The organism is Sporomusaceae bacterium (genome assembly GCA_031460455.1).
Classification (GTDB): Bacteria; Bacillota; Negativicutes; order Sporomusales; family UBA7701; genus Anaeroselena.
On sequence record JAVKTQ010000010.1, the window covers coordinates 1 to 13,334 of the forward strand.

General features: G+C 59.2%; 13 protein-coding genes, 3 tRNA genes, 1 rRNA gene and 1 other RNA gene. All 18 read right to left on the minus strand.

Features of this window, described 5'->3' with window-relative positions; translation table 11 throughout:
• Positions 1 to 65: ribosomal RNA gene (locus tag RIN56_14150) — 16S ribosomal RNA — on the minus strand; the annotation flags it as partial.
• 536 nt (positions 66 to 601) lie between these two features.
• Positions 602 to 1,264 (minus strand): hypothetical protein, encoded by a 663-nt coding sequence (locus RIN56_14155; GenBank protein ID MDR7867942.1) that lies wholly within the window; start codon positions 1,262 to 1,264, stop codon positions 602 to 604.
• 108 nt (positions 1,265 to 1,372) lie between these two features.
• A complete protein-coding gene (locus RIN56_14160; GenBank protein ID MDR7867943.1) occupies positions 1,373 to 1,660 on the minus strand; it encodes a pro-sigmaK processing inhibitor BofA family protein in 288 nt (95 codons plus the stop codon).
• Positions 1,661 to 1,814: 154 nt separating this feature from the next.
• Positions 1,815 to 2,075: a DUF2508 family protein gene (locus tag RIN56_14165; protein ID MDR7867944.1), complete on the minus strand. Its 261-nt coding sequence runs from the start codon at positions 2,073 to 2,075 to the stop codon at positions 1,815 to 1,817.
• 76 nt (positions 2,076 to 2,151) lie between these two features.
• Complete coding sequence (gene recR / locus RIN56_14170; GenBank protein ID MDR7867945.1) at positions 2,152 to 2,748, minus strand: recombination mediator RecR; 597 nt, start codon at positions 2,746 to 2,748, stop codon at positions 2,152 to 2,154.
• A complete protein-coding gene (locus tag RIN56_14175) occupies positions 2,749 to 3,072 on the minus strand; it encodes a YbaB/EbfC family nucleoid-associated protein (protein MDR7867946.1) in 324 nt (107 codons plus the stop codon).
• A gap of 3 nt (positions 3,073 to 3,075) precedes the next feature.
• The gene (dnaX, locus tag RIN56_14180; protein MDR7867947.1) at positions 3,076 to 4,770 is read right to left on the minus strand and encodes a DNA polymerase III subunit gamma/tau; all 1,695 of its coding nucleotides are present in this window, start codon (positions 4,768 to 4,770) and stop codon (positions 3,076 to 3,078) included.
• Between the two features lie 129 nt (positions 4,771 to 4,899).
• Positions 4,900 to 4,999, minus strand: an RNA gene (ffs, locus tag RIN56_14185) — signal recognition particle sRNA small type.
• A gap of 35 nt (positions 5,000 to 5,034) precedes the next feature.
• Positions 5,035 to 5,124: transfer RNA gene (locus RIN56_14190), tRNA-Ser, on the minus strand.
• A gap of 251 nt (positions 5,125 to 5,375) precedes the next feature.
• Positions 5,376 to 6,224 carry a CPBP family intramembrane glutamic endopeptidase gene (locus tag RIN56_14195; GenBank protein MDR7867948.1) on the minus strand — a complete coding sequence of 283 codons (849 nt, stop codon included), beginning with the start codon at positions 6,222 to 6,224 and terminating at the stop codon, positions 5,376 to 5,378.
• A 178-nt stretch (positions 6,225 to 6,402) separates the two neighbouring features.
• Positions 6,403 to 6,490, minus strand: a tRNA-Ser gene (locus RIN56_14200).
• A 135-nt stretch (positions 6,491 to 6,625) separates the two neighbouring features.
• Complete coding sequence (tadA, locus tag RIN56_14205) at positions 6,626 to 7,084, minus strand: tRNA adenosine(34) deaminase TadA (protein MDR7867949.1); 459 nt, start codon at positions 7,082 to 7,084, stop codon at positions 6,626 to 6,628.
• 24 nt (positions 7,085 to 7,108) lie between these two features.
• Positions 7,109 to 7,184 (minus strand) — tRNA-Arg (locus tag RIN56_14210).
• A 388-nt stretch (positions 7,185 to 7,572) separates the two neighbouring features.
• Positions 7,573 to 7,869: a hypothetical protein gene (locus RIN56_14215; GenBank protein ID MDR7867950.1), complete on the minus strand. Its 297-nt coding sequence runs from the start codon at positions 7,867 to 7,869 to the stop codon at positions 7,573 to 7,575.
• A gap of 156 nt (positions 7,870 to 8,025) precedes the next feature.
• Positions 8,026 to 9,426 carry a nickel-dependent hydrogenase large subunit gene (locus tag RIN56_14220; GenBank protein ID MDR7867951.1) on the minus strand — a complete coding sequence of 467 codons (1,401 nt, stop codon included), beginning with the start codon at positions 9,424 to 9,426 and terminating at the stop codon, positions 8,026 to 8,028.
• Positions 9,426 to 10,403: a hydrogenase small subunit gene (locus RIN56_14225; GenBank protein ID MDR7867952.1), complete on the minus strand. Its 978-nt coding sequence runs from the start codon at positions 10,401 to 10,403 to the stop codon at positions 9,426 to 9,428. The genes RIN56_14220 and RIN56_14225 overlap by 1 nt, the downstream gene beginning before the upstream one ends.
• An 18-nt stretch (positions 10,404 to 10,421) precedes the next feature.
• Positions 10,422 to 10,955: a 4Fe-4S dicluster domain-containing protein gene (locus RIN56_14230; GenBank protein ID MDR7867953.1), complete on the minus strand. Its 534-nt coding sequence runs from the start codon at positions 10,953 to 10,955 to the stop codon at positions 10,422 to 10,424.
• A gap of 2 nt (positions 10,956 to 10,957) precedes the next feature.
• On the minus strand, positions 10,958 to 13,135 hold the full coding sequence (locus RIN56_14235) for a molybdopterin-dependent oxidoreductase (GenBank protein ID MDR7867954.1): 2,178 nt from the start codon (positions 13,133 to 13,135) through the stop codon (positions 10,958 to 10,960).
• Positions 13,136 to 13,334: the final 199 nt, after the last annotated feature.

Genomic DNA, 13,334 nt, shown 5'->3' on the forward strand with positions numbered 1-13,334 from the left:
TCGACTTGCATGTGTTAAGCACGCCGCCAGCGTTCGTCCTGAGCCAGGATCAAACTCTCCAAAAAATTTATTCTTGGAGCCTTTGATGGCTCTTTGAAAACCGAATCATTGTGTTTTTGACTACACTTCCGAAGAAGCGCAGCCCGCACATCTGGCTTAATTACCTACATTGTTCAGTTTTCAAGGAACACTCCGGTCGCTGATGAGAGCGACCTCGTTCCGGCGCTTGACCGGAACTCTATGTTAACATAACCTCGCGGCCCTGTCAACATTCAGTTTTTGGAAACCTTGTCGCTGCTTGCCTTGCCTGGTCTTTTGCACCAGCTCCGCTTGCGGCGACTTTGTTATATTAACACGTCCCGACGGGCCGTGTCAATAGGTACTTATTGGTTTTTTGCGCTGTTGCTCCGCTTAGAGAGGCGCTTTATTAATATATCATATTAGCAGCTATTACTCAACTGCCGTAAACGGCGATTATCGGATGGTCGCGGCCAAATTTTTACGTGTGTTTATAGCTTTGATTATATGCTTGTATATGCTAAATTATGCTCGTGCTTGGATAAATAATTAGCCTGCCTTTTTACAGGCAGGCTTTTTCTGACTACCAGAAGGTCCTCGGCATGATGCGCTCCAGGGGCCAGACCGGGTTGCCGACGGCGTCGGCGGGACCGATCTTGTCGGCGATCTCCTGGACGGCGGAGGTGGCGACAACGGACAGACCAAGTATTTTGGCTGCTTCTGAGACGCCTATGGCGCCTTTCTGGACGATGTCGACGGTGGTTTCTTCGGCCATGTGGGTGTTGTTGAGGAGGGCGTCGACCCGTCCTAAGGTGGCGACGTATTCGAGGATGTTTTCGACGGTGGAGGTGAAGGGGCGCGACATGTTGATGACGGCGATTATTTTAAGGAAGGGATTGTCGAAGGCTCCTTCGATTAGGTTGAATATCCGCGCGCCATGAACGCCGTAGCCTACGTCCATGATGATGTTGCCCGGACGCCGGAGTACCCAGCGCATGGAGCCTTTGATGACGCTGCCGGCTTCGCCCAGGCCGACGGTGTCCCGTGTTTCCCAGGCGACGACGTTTATGCCCATGGCTTCGAGTTCTTTTTTGATCGGGCGGATGGTGTATACGGGTTCGACGGTGTCGAGGTCGACGAGCGTGACCGGCAGGCCGCGACGGCAAAGGTCGATGGCCCGGTTGACGGCGTTTTCGCTTTTGCCGCTGGCGTATTCGCCGACGTATGCTTCGATGATCGGTTCCATGTTGTCACCCCTTGTCCAGCGAAAGGGCACTTCATACCCGGGGGCCAGGTATCAAGTGCCTTGTGCGTCATTTTCTATAGTCTATCATATGGATGGGGAAAAAACCAATCAGGCGACAAATAATTTGAAGAGGATGAGGAGGACGACGCCGGGTATGCCGAGGAAGCCGGCTATGAGGGCGGTGATGGGATTGATGGCGATGGCGAAGCCGAAGTGCCCGCCGATGAAGTTGACGATCCAGAGCATGATGCCGCCAATGATAGCGTTGTAGACAAGTTTGAGGATGAGCTTGATGGGCATGAGGAAAAGCCGCCCGATGAGGTAGAGCAGAAAGATCCCGAAGACAAAGGCGATGATGACGTTCCAGTCCCAGGCGAGTCCGGGTATGCTCGGCATACTCATTCTCCTTTCGGCAGATGCCTATTCCTATTGTAAACGAGATCACCCGTCCTGTCATGCGTCGGGTTATCTTCCTTACAATATATCTGTGGCACGTCCTAAGTATGCCAAAAAAACGAGGCTGTTTGCTTTTTCAAACAGCCTCGTACTGTCAGCAGTATTTTGTGTTGGTGACGCCCTCGCTGCGGGCTTTTTTCAGCAGGTATATGTATTTCTTTTCTGCTGCCTGCATGAGGTAGACGGCGTGGTCGACAAGGTCGCTGTCGGATACGGAGTTATAGTAGTGCTGGGCGGCCAGCCACTCGCGCCTGGCCTGCTCGACGACGTCGGTGAGGGCGGGCATGGGGGCGGCGGGGCATGGGTCGCTGTCGACCAGGTTGGCAAACAGCCGTTTCGTCCAGGAGATTTTCATTGTCTTCCCCTCCCGGTAATATTATTACCAGAAAGAGGGAGAATTATTCCTACTATTTGTCCCGGATTTTTACCGGCTACATTTCGCGGCGGTTTTCGAGCGCCTTGGACAGCGTGACTTCGTCGGCGTATTCGAGGTCGCCGCCCACCGGCAGGCCGTGGCCGATGCGGGTGACTTTGACGCCGAGGGGTTTGAGGAGCCTGGCGGTGTACATGGCGGTGGCCTCGCCTTCGACATCGGGGTTGGTGGCCATTATGACTTCCTGGGTTTCGCCGTCCTTTATCCGGGCGAGCAGTTCTTTGAGGCGCAGTTCGTCGGGGCCGACGCCGTCGAGGGGCGACAGCGAGCCGTGGAGAACGTGGTAGCGGCCGCGGTATTCCCGCGTTCTCTCCATGGCGGCGACGTCCTGGGGTTCTTCGACGACGCAGATGAGGCCCGCGTCGCGAGTGTCGCTCCCGCAGATCTGGCAGGGGTCGCAGTCGGTCAGGTTGAAACAGACTGAGCAGTAGCCTATTTTCTCTTTGGCTTCGATGATGGCCTCGGCGAGGTCACGGCTCTGTTGCCGGTCCATGGCCAGCACGTGGTAGGCGAGCCGGGTCGCCGATTTGGGCCCGATGCCCGGCAGCCTGCGGAATTGTTCGACCAGTCTGGCGAGGGGGGCGATGTGCGGCATTTAAAACATCCCCGGTATTTTCATGCCGCCGGTCAGCTTGCCCATTTCCTGGGTCATCATGTCGTCAACTTTCTTGAGCGCTTCGTTGACGGCGGCCATGATCATGTCCTCAAGCATTTCGATGTCTTGCGGGTCGGCGGCGGCCGGGTCGATTTTGATGGACAGTATCTGTTTTTCGCCGTTGACGACGATTTTTATCGCGCCGCCGCCGGCGGTGGACTCAAGGGTCCTGGTTTTGAGCTCCTCCTGCAGTTTGGCCATGTCGGCCTGCAGTTTCTGCACTTTTTTCATCATGTTGGCCATGTTGCCCATGTTGCCGAACATCGATCAGACCTCCTCGTTCTTTTCCTCTTTGATTATTTTGCCGCCAAAGATCGCCAGGGCCTGGCTCAGGGCCGGATGCCCTTCGCCGGGGGCTGCGGGTGCGCCGCCCGCGGCTGCAGGCGGCGGGGCCGCGTCCGGCGACGGCGGGACGGTGGCGGCCACACAGTTCAGTTTCACCGGGTGACCGGTGATCTGGGCGAGGCTTTTTTCGACGATCTGGCGGTAGTCTTCTTTGTCGCTGCGTTCTTTGGCGAACGAGGATGCGAATTGGACGGTCGCCTGGCTGTCGGTTAAGGATACTATTTCGCCTTGGGAGACGCAGGCGTGGACGGAGCGTTTGCCGCCAGCGACGAGTTCTTTGAGGACGACGTCCCAGATTTCTTTGGGGCTGGCGCCGGCCGGCAGGGCCGGGGCAGCCGGCTTGGGTACGGGAGCCGCCGGCGCCGGAGCTGCCGTGGCGGCGGCCGGCGGCGGGGCGGCCTGCGTTGTCGGGACGGGGCGCGGCTGCGGGGTGGAGGCGGGGGCCGGACGGGCGGGCCCGGCGGCACCGCCGCCGGCGAGGGCGGCTTCGAGGGCGGCGACCCGCTCGGCGAGGACGGCCAAGTCGCCTTCGCTTTCGCGGCGGCAGACGGCGAGCAGGGCTATTTCGGCGGTGATGCGCGGCTCGACGGCCCATTTGGCTTCGTTGGCCGCGTTCTGGAGCAGTTGGATCATCCGCACGAGTTCGTCGTGGCTGAAGCGGGCGCTCTGGTCGGCGAGTACGGTCCTGTCGTCGCCGTATGTGTCGAGGCCGGCCGTTTCGGGGGCGGCCTTGTATATCATGAGGCTGCGCCCGTGCTGGGCGAGCTCGAGGAGGAGCTGCCGGACGTCTTTGCCGAGGGCGATGAGTTCTTCGAGGGTGAGCAGCACGGCTGACGCATCTCGCGCGGCCATGGCGTCGGTCAGCCGCCAGACCCATTCGTGGCCGACAAGGCCGAGGAGGCCGCGGACGGCGTCGGCGCCGATCGGTCCGTCGCCCAGGGCGGTGCACTGGTCGAGGATGCTGAGGGCGTCGCGCAGGCCGCCGTCGGCGTGCAGGGCGATAAGGCGCAACGCTTCGGCGGTGATGTCGAGACCACTGTCGGCGGCGACGACAGCGAGGCGTTTTTCGATATCCGTTACCGGAATGCGGCGGAAGTCGTAGCGCTGGCAGCGGGAGTGGATGGTGGCCGGTATTTTGTGCGATTCGGTGGTGGCGAGTACGAAAACGACGTGGGCGGGCGGCTCCTCAAGGGTTTTGAGGAGAGCGTTGAAGGCTTCCGCGGTTAACATGTGTACTTCGTCAATTATGTATACTTTGTAGCGTCCCTCGACCGGCGAGAACTTGACGGCCTCGCGGAGGTCGCGGATTTCGTCGATGCCGCGGTTGGAGGCGGCGTCGATCTCGAATACGTCCATCGAGATGCCGGCAGTGATGCGCTCGCAGTTCGGGCACTTGTTGCAGGGCGTCGGGGTGGGTCCGTGGACGCAGTTGAGCGCTTTGGCGAGGATTTTGGCGGTGCTGGTTTTGCCGGTGCCGCGGGGGCCGGCGAATAGGTAGGCATGGGCGACCTTGTTGGCGGCGATGGCATTTTTCAGGGTCGTGTTGATATGTTCCTGGCCGATCAGGTTGTCGAAGTCCTGCGGCCGCCATTGGCGATAGAGCGCTACATACGCCATGAACCGACACCTCCATAACAGGTGAATAGATTCCACACGCGTCCCGGCATTCCCTTTCGGCGCCGGCGGCCAAATACAAGAAAAGCAGCCCAGGGAGGCTGCCGTTTGCGGATAACATCGGCCCAAGGCAGCCGTCAGGCTCCCTCGCGGCACATAAGAATTGTCACTTACCGTTGCTTCCTTCCGGACCTGGCGGGGTTCATGAGTTCCTATTGCGCAAGACCCAACGGCTACCGTGGGCCGACCTTAAGAAGCGAAATCAGGTGGCGGAGAGAGAGGGATTCGAACCCTCGGTACAGTTTCCCGTACACACGCTTTCCAGGCGTGCTCCTTCAACCGCTCGGACATCTCTCCGTGTTGACGTAAATGATTATATATGAATTTTGTTTTGTTGGCAATATGGCGGGGGTGTTTGCCATCCCCGATAACCATGTAAAACCGCGAATATTATTTTACATCTCCGGGCCGCCGTTGTCAACTGGCGGCCGCCTTGAATTATCTTCCTGCCCCGGGACTTCTTCCGCCGTCATTTTCGGCGCCGCTAATAATTGGCTTTCCCCATATTATGTAGCGTTAGTTCTGTCCTCACCAAATATGAAATGCTCTCATTCAATAAAATGACCGATTCTCCCCGATGGCTTGCCAAAAAACACTTTTTTATCCGCCAGGACAACGAAAAACGCGAGGGCCACGAATAAAAATGTTTCGATACATTTGGCGATGTTTCCCATGAGGAATATTCCCTGCAGATTTGCCGAAGCGTGAACAAGTACCGCAACGAGAATACACCCCCTGTTTTTGTACCAGAGCCAGTTGATCAGGAAACCCGCCGCAATCGCGCTGGCGAAGTAATTCAGGACATAAAGCCAACCCGCTCGCCACAACAAGTTCATATAATAGTTGTCGACAAAAAATAGCGGCGCATGCCACAGACACCACACCAGCCCAAAGATCAGCGAAGCAGTAAAAAAATTATATTTGCTGCGCAAACTGTCCATCCCGTAGCCTTTCCAGCCCAGTTCTTCCGACAGAGGCGCGGCAAACAAAAAAAACGGCGCAGGGATAACGCCTGTTGCAAATATGACCCCTTTATCAATACGGAACTGTTCCAGGCTTTCCCCCATAAAAGCCGACAAATAAATGGATGCTGCCGCCAATGCAGGCATCGTAAACAGTATCATGGGAAGGTAGTTCAGCTTTATCCTTCGCAAATCAAAAGCCCGACTGAGAAAATCCCGTGTAAGTTCGCGGCTCCCTGACAAAAAAATCATCAGGAGCGCCACAATGCACGGGGTAAGCAGCGCAATAAATAGCATTAGCGAAAAAAGCTCTTCATACGCCCGCTGCTCACTACGGTTGCAGCTCAACCAAACCATGCCCGACTCAATTATCCAGGTTATAATGATCACGCTGGAAAAATACTTGAACGGCTTATAAACGTAGCCCGCGTTCACGCTATTCCTCCTCCCGCAAAGGTCAGATGAAAATCGCCGAGGTCCAGGCGCTTATTGAAGCCAATTAATTACAAATTTCGTTATTCCAGTCAATAATCCTTCGACTTATACGGTTTATAGGGGGCGGGGTTGGGGAGAAAAAAACAAACCAGGCAGCCTGCCTGGTTGTTGTTTATTATGGCGGAGAGGGTGGGATTCGAACCCACGGTACCTTCCGGTACACTTGATTTCGAGTCAAGCACCATCGACCACTCGGACACCTCTCCGTATGCTGCGGCGGCTGATAAGGGCCCATCCGCGTTGTTGCTCCTGCGGTTGCTTGCTTGCGTACGTTTCGAGTACGCGGCGCGGCGCAATCCTCGTCGCGCCTAGCGGCTGCACCCTTCTGAGCCGCCTTAACTTTACTCTTTACTGCGGCGTTCGCGGAAGAACTGTTTCATCAATTCGCCGCATTCGTCGCCCTTCACGCCGGCGAGTACTTCCGCCTTGTGGTTGAGGGCGTCGTTCTGGGCGACGTTGAAGATCGACTCCACCGCACCCGCCTTGTAGTCGGGGCTGCCGTACACCAGGCGGTCGATCCGGCTCATGACGAGCGCGCCGGCGCACATGGGGCACGGTTCTATTGTGACATAAAGCGTAGCGCCGGTCAACCGCCACCGGCCGAGTTTGCGGCAAGCTTCGCGGATAACGATGATTTCGGCGTGAGCGGTGGCGTCATGCCACGTTTCGCGCATGTTATGGGCGGCGGCGATGATTTCGCCGTCGATAACGAGAACCGCCCCGATGGGCACTTCGCCAACGGCATAAGCCTTGCGGGCCTCCGCCAGGGCCAGTTCCATATAGTAATCATCGTTCGGCATCCGGTTCACCACGCTTAAAAAGCCTGGTGCGCCCGAGACGAATCGAACGTCCGACTCGCGGTTTAGGAAACCGCTGCTCTATCCCCTGAGCTACGGGCGCGTCATCAGTTTTGCGTTGAGACTATTTAGAGTAGCGCCTCTGAAGACGACTACTCTACCGGAAGAATTATAGCACTCCGGCCCCGTGATGTCAATAACGGGCCGCCTGGCAAATTATGCGGTACGGCGGAAAAAGGCACGGGACTTACGCCCCGTGTCTTGTCGGTATGACGCCTGTCAGGTTCGCGCAACGAATTCTAGCATATCGGTCGGGTCGCGGTCAAGCGGGCGCCGACCGTCAGGCGGGAAGTTATAAACAGTAATCGGCGCTAATTTGACATAATCCAGCAAAACGCAATTACAGGCGGTTTTTTATCCACAACTGTAAGTGTTTTGTGGATAGTTTTGTGGATAATTCGGCAATTCTGCCGATTACGCTGTCGTCCGCGTCAGGACGCCGGTACCGGGCGGCTCCAGTCCACATAAACCCCGGTCTGCTGCCACAGGCTGGTGAGCGAGAGTTTGAGGGCGGCCAGGCTTTCGGTCGGCATGGCGGTTTTTTCCCGGAAGTCGAGCAAGGTGCGCTGCGCTTCCCTTAGCAGGTGCTCGCTGTGAAGAAAGGCTTCCACCGTTTTGCGGACGACCGCGTCGGCAATAACGACCGTGACTTTCTTGGTCTCGATGTCGTATTCGATGTACCCGCAATCGTTGTCGTGATGAATGGCTACCCGGTATTTTTCTCCCATAGTACATCCTTCCCTATCCGTCGCAGTATGGCAGTATTAATTATACTTCTTGCGCCGGGAAAATCCTGCTCATTTACATATATTTTTTCCGCGAAGACGGCGTTTTAGCAAGGAAAACCGGCAGGAAATAATCCTGCCGGTTTTTGAAGCGGCGCTTTACAGCTTGAATTCGCTGACCGGCTTGCCGGGGGTGATTACGTGGACGGCGCAGGCGAGGCAGGGGTCGAAGGAGTGGACGGCGCGGACAACGGCCAGGGGGTTGTCGGCATCAGGCACCGGCAGCCCGATGAGGGCCTGTTCGAGGGCGCCAGCCTTGCCGCCGGCGTCGCGGGGCGAGCAATTCCAGGTTGTGGGTACCACCGCCTGGTAGCGCTCGATACGGTGGTTCCTGATGGTGATCCAGTGGCCCAGGGCGCCCCGCGGGGCTTCGACAAGGCCGACGCCGGACGCGGTGTAGGGGATCTCGACGGCCGCTTCGCACGGGGCTCCGGGTTCGAGTTCGTCGAGCCACTTGGCCAGCGCTTTGGTGATGAGGGCGGCTTCGAGCGTCCGGGCGACGATGCGGTCCATGGCGGATACCCCGGAGGTGTAGCGGCCGGATATCCACATGCGGGCCAGCGGGCCGACTTCGCATACTTCGCCGCCGTAGCGCGGCGCTTTGACCCAGCTGTACGCGCCTGCTTTGCCGTACTGGGCGTTGGTGGCCGTCTTGGCGGGCGAGCCGTCGGCGGTTTTGTCGTACCAGGAGTGGGCGGCATCTTCGGTGATCTTGCCGATGTCGAGGTCGGCCGGCTTGCCGCCGATGTGGACGCCTGCGCCGATGAGCTTGTCGCGGCCGATGTCGTTGAGCGGGAAGACGCCGTAGGAGAGGAAGTTGGCCGGGCCTTTGCCGACCTGGAAGTAGTCGCTGTAGGCGTTGGCCAGGAGGCGGGTGTCTTCGGCGTATTCCTTCTCTACGAATTGGGCGATTTCGGCCAGCAGTTTGCGATAGGCGTCGATCTTTTCCTTCTGAGCGGTCATGGAGGTGCCGCCGGCGATGATGGCGACCTGATGGGGCATTTTGCCGCCGAACAGGGCGACCATTTCGTGGCATTTGCGGCGGATTTCCAGAGCCTTGAAGTAGTTGCCGACGAGCCGCTCGTTTGTTTCTTTGTTGAGGCGGTAGTCGCCGGTGTAATGGTGGGTGAAGGGGGCGATCGCCGGGAACTGGGCGTAGTCGGGCAGGGAGAGGTTGTAGAAGTGGATTATGTGCGACTGGAGGTAGTTGCCGCCCAGGATGAGGTTTCTGATGATGCGGCCGTTGGCCGGCACCTGGACGCCGAAGGCGTCGTCGAGGGCGAAGGCGGCGGCGGTGGCGTGGCTGACGGGGCAGACGCCGCAGATGCGCTGGGTGATGTAGACGGCGTCGCGCGGGTCGCGGCCGGCGAGGATGGTTTCGAAACCGCGGTACATGGTGCCGGCGGCTTCGGCGGCCACGACCTTGCCATTGTCGGCCATAACTTCAACCTTGAGGTGGCCCTCCAGGCGGGTTACGGGGTCAATTACGATTTTGCGCATTATTTGTCACCCCCGATGATGTTGCCCTGGCGGGGCTGTGGCGAAGGTGTGCCAGCCGGGCCGTATTCGGGCATGCGCTCGAAGAAGGGGCTGGTATGGTCGGGGAAGCCGGGCTCTACGCAGGCGATGCAGGGGGCGTTGGCGGCCACGCACCAGCTGGTGTTGTTGTTGTATTGGCGGGTGGGGCAGTCGTTGTAGGCCATCGGGCCCTTGCAGCCGAGCTTGTAGAGGCAGCCGGGCTCGGACAGGCGGGTGGCGAATTTGCCTTCGTCGAACATCTGGCGGCGCCCGCAGAGGTCGTGGACGCATTTGCCGAAGAAGACGGTCGGTCGCTTGAGGTGATCGAGCTCGGGTATGCCGTACTTGATGGCGTGCACCAGCGTGCCCAGCACCCGGTCGGGGTGAATGGGACAGCCGGGGACGTTGATGAGCGGCACGCCGCTGATTACGTCGCTGACCGCCTTACTGCCAGCGGGGTTGCTGCCGGCGGCGGGGATGCCGCCGAAGGTGGCGCACGTGCCTACGGCTATGACCGCTTTGGCGCCGGCGGCCATCGTTTTGACCCACTCGGCGAAGGATACGGGCTTGCCGTCACGTTCGCCGAGGGTGGAGTACATGACTTTGTCGCCGGTGGATACCGAGCCTTCGACCACCAGGTAGTACTGGCCGGCATACTGTTTTTTGACTGCCGGCAGTATTTCCATGGCCGGTTCGCCGGCGGCGGCCATGAGGGTCTGGTGGAACTGGAGGCTGATGACTTCGGTGAGCACCTTGCCTATTTCGGGCTGCACGCCGTTCAGCAGAGACACCGAACAGCCGCTGCACGAGCCGCCCTGGAGCCAGACGATCGGCGGCTGGCCGCCGGCGGGGCCGGCGAAGGCTTCAAGGATTTCCGGCTTTATCGCGTGGGTCAGGCCAAGCGCGGCTCCGGTCGCACCGCACAGGCGCAGGAATTCACGACGGCTTAAATTTCGCATCTTTTTCCCTCCTGGCGGCTATATGATGTAGAGCAGGGTCGGCTTGGTGCCGAAATCGGGCCTGAGCTGCTTGGCTTTGGCCAACTGCTTGGCGAATTCGCCCTGGGGGTTGTCGAGGTCGCCGAAGTAGCGGGCTTTAGTGAGACAGGTAGCCACGCATACCGGCTCCTCGCCCTTGCTGACGAGCGACAGGCACATGTTGCAGGCTTGGACGACGCCCTCGTCCTTGAGATAGGTGCGGGCGTTGTAGGGGCAGGCGGGCACGCACCGCCGGCAGCCCATGCACTTGTTTTTGTCGATCATGGTGAGGCCGTTCTTGTCTTTGTGGGAGGCGGTGGTGGGGCAGACGGGAACGCAGGGGGCGTCCTGGCAGTGCTGACACTGCAGGGGGACCATGACGTATTTGGGGTTGGGATATTTGCCCGTTTCCCGGTCCTCGAAACGGATAAAGGCGTTTTCCGGCCCCAGTTCGTTCTGCATCTGGCAGGCGACCTGGCAGGCGTAGCAGCCGACGCATTTCTTGGCGTCGATGATTATGGCGTAGCGCGGCATGGTTATTCACCCACCTTTCTGATGGTGACGGTGACTTCCATCATCATGGCGTGTCCCGAAATGGCCTCCGCCCGGCAGGGAGTAAAGTCGTTGGGGTTGATGCCGTAGCCGACGCCCGTCTTGAGGAAAGGGGCGAAGCGGCCGTAACCGGCGGGAAGGTAGGCGGCCTCTGGGTGGACGCGTTCGGTGACTTTGACCCGCACCTTCCGAGTGGCCTGCGGCGAGGCGACTTCGACAAGGTCGCCGTCTTTGATGCCCATCTTTTTGGCCCGGTCGGCGTTGATCCACAGCCTCTCAAGATCGCCCCGCTTGGCGACGGCGAGGAGATAGGGGTCGCTGATGCTGGTGGTATGAGACAGGAAGCCCTGCTTGCCGTGGATGAGGACGAAGCTGTTCTTGTCGGCCTTGGCGAAGGGCGGCTCCCACTCGGGCACCGGTTTGTGGCCGTGGTCGGCGAAGGCCTTGCAGTAGAGTTCGACCTTCTTCGATCCGGTGGCAAAACTGAGCGGTTTGGCAGCCGGGGCTTTGACCTTGACGGTGCCTTTGGCCCTGAGGTCCTCCAGGGTTACGCCGAGTGGCTTGACCATAGCGGCGGCCACTTCTTCGCGGGTGAAGTTGAAGTATTTCTCCAATCCCATGTGGCCGGCGAGTTCGGTGACGATCTCGGGCAGCGGCTTGGTCTCGGAGTGGACGACATCGATGGCGGCGGTGCGCATGGTGACGGTGGCGCCGACGATGGCCGGCAGGTCCTCGCGCTCGGCGGCGCTGCACTCCGGCAGTACGTAATGGGCGCACATGGCCGACTCGGACCACTTGATGTCGCAGACGACAAAGAGATCGAGAGCTTTGTAGCCTTTGGTGAGCAGTTCGGGCTGCGGGGCGTTGCGGGCGACGTTGATGCGGTAGAGGAAGCCGGCCTTGGCTTTGCCTTCGAGCGCGCGCTGGGGCATCATGTGGACGATGCCCTGGTTGGGCTGGCAGAGGGGGTATTCGCCCTTGATGCCGACGCCGTCGCAGCGGGCGGCCTTGGGTTTGGGCGGGGCCGGGTATTTCTTGGCGTCGAGCGAGCCCAGTTTGGGCGCGTTGCCGAATTTCATGCCGCCGTCCTGGCCGTAGTTGCCGAGGAGGGCGTTGACGCAGGCGACCATGCGGAACATCTGGGTGCCGTTGGCGTAGTTGCAGCCGTTGGGGGCTTTGTAGCCCTGCTCGATGCAACTGGTCGGCCTGTTTTTGCCCAAGCCGCGGGCGATGGCGTAGATGGTGTCCGCGGGGATATCGGTGACGGCGGACGCCCACTCCGGGGTGTAGTCCTTCATGCCTTTCTTGAACTCGTCGAAGCCGACGCACCATTCGTCGACGAACTCTTTGTCGTAAAGGTTCTCGGCGATGAGGACGTTGGCCACGGCCAGCAGAAGGGCGAGGTCGGTGCCGGGCCTGATCGGCACCCACTCGGTGGCGAACAGGCAGGCGTTACTGTGGCGGGGATCGACGACGATTATGGTGGTGCCCTTCCCGTGGGCTACAGCCATGCCGGCCGCCGATGAGGGAGAAAGACCCTCGACGTAGTTGCGGCCGAGGAAGACGATGTACTTGGTTTTGCCGAGGTCGGCGTTCGCCATGCCGCCGGTCGTCCACTTGTAGGCGACATCGCGGCCGGTGCTGCACATGGAGTGGTGGGACTGGATGGTGTTCGAGCCGACGGCCGCCATCAGCCGCGGCCAGTAGAACGCGTTGGTCGGCCGGGGGTTATGGGAGAAAAAGACCTTGTCAGGTCCATGTTCTTTGAGCACCTTCTTGAGCTTGGCGGCAATTTCGCTGTACGCCTGCTCCCAGGTGATCGGCATGAAGTCGTTCTCACCGACGCGCTTCATGGGGTGGGTGATGCGGTCCTTGTGGTAAGCCTGGGCGATGCCGGCATGGCCGCGGGCGCACAGCTGCCCCTTGCTCTGGCCATGATCTTTCTGGCCGGTCACCTTCCAGATTCTGCCGTTCTTGACGTGCACCCACATGCCGCACGCCGCGGAACAGGTCTCGCACAGGGACGGAATCTTGGTAACCGGAGCGGCACTGGCCTGTTTCATCCACTCGCCGAAAGAAAAGACATCCCCCGCCCCCACGGCGGCCGCTGTCGCTGCCGTGGCCTTGAGGAAGGTCCGTCTGGGGAACTTGTTGGCCCACATACTTGTTCTTCGCCTCCCGTTCCAGTTTGTGAAACAATTCACTGAACTTCCTAGATAATATTACTGAAAATACTGTTTAAACTTTTTTTGCTTATTCCCCTCCCAAAATGCGTTTATATCTGCATCAAAATCCATTATGGGTACATAAGCATCCTCTATGCAAGAAATAAAGGAGGGCTCGTCGGCCCCCCTCAGCTGT

Coding starts and splice junctions, on each gene's coding strand:
- RIN56_14155 (MDR7867942.1), bottom strand. CDS start 1,264: ATGGAACCGATCATCGAAGCATACGTCGGCGAATACGCCAGCGGCAAA.
- tadA (MDR7867949.1), bottom strand. CDS start 7,084: ATGCCGAACGATGATTACTATATGGAACTGGCCCTGGCGGAGGCCCGC.
- RIN56_14165 (MDR7867944.1), bottom strand. CDS start 2,075: ATGAAAATCTCCTGGACGAAACGGCTGTTTGCCAACCTGGTCGACAGC.
- RIN56_14235 (MDR7867954.1), bottom strand. CDS start 13,135: ATGTGGGCCAACAAGTTCCCCAGACGGACCTTCCTCAAGGCCACGGCA.
- recR (MDR7867945.1), bottom strand. CDS start 2,748: ATGCCGCACATCGCCCCCCTCGCCAGACTGGTCGAACAATTCCGCAGG.
- RIN56_14220 (MDR7867951.1), bottom strand. CDS start 9,426: ATGCGCAAAATCGTAATTGACCCCGTAACCCGCCTGGAGGGCCACCTC.
- RIN56_14175 (MDR7867946.1), bottom strand. CDS start 3,072: ATGTTCGGCAACATGGGCAACATGGCCAACATGATGAAAAAAGTGCAG.
- RIN56_14160 (MDR7867943.1), bottom strand. CDS start 1,660: ATGCCGAGCATACCCGGACTCGCCTGGGACTGGAACGTCATCATCGCC.
- RIN56_14215 (MDR7867950.1), bottom strand. CDS start 7,869: ATGGGAGAAAAATACCGGGTAGCCATTCATCACGACAACGATTGCGGG.
- RIN56_14230 (MDR7867953.1), bottom strand. CDS start 10,955: ATGCCGCGCTACGCCATAATCATCGACGCCAAGAAATGCGTCGGCTGC.
- RIN56_14225 (MDR7867952.1), bottom strand. CDS start 10,403: ATGCGAAATTTAAGCCGTCGTGAATTCCTGCGCCTGTGCGGTGCGACC.
- dnaX (MDR7867947.1), bottom strand. CDS start 4,770: ATGGCGTATGTAGCGCTCTATCGCCAATGGCGGCCGCAGGACTTCGAC.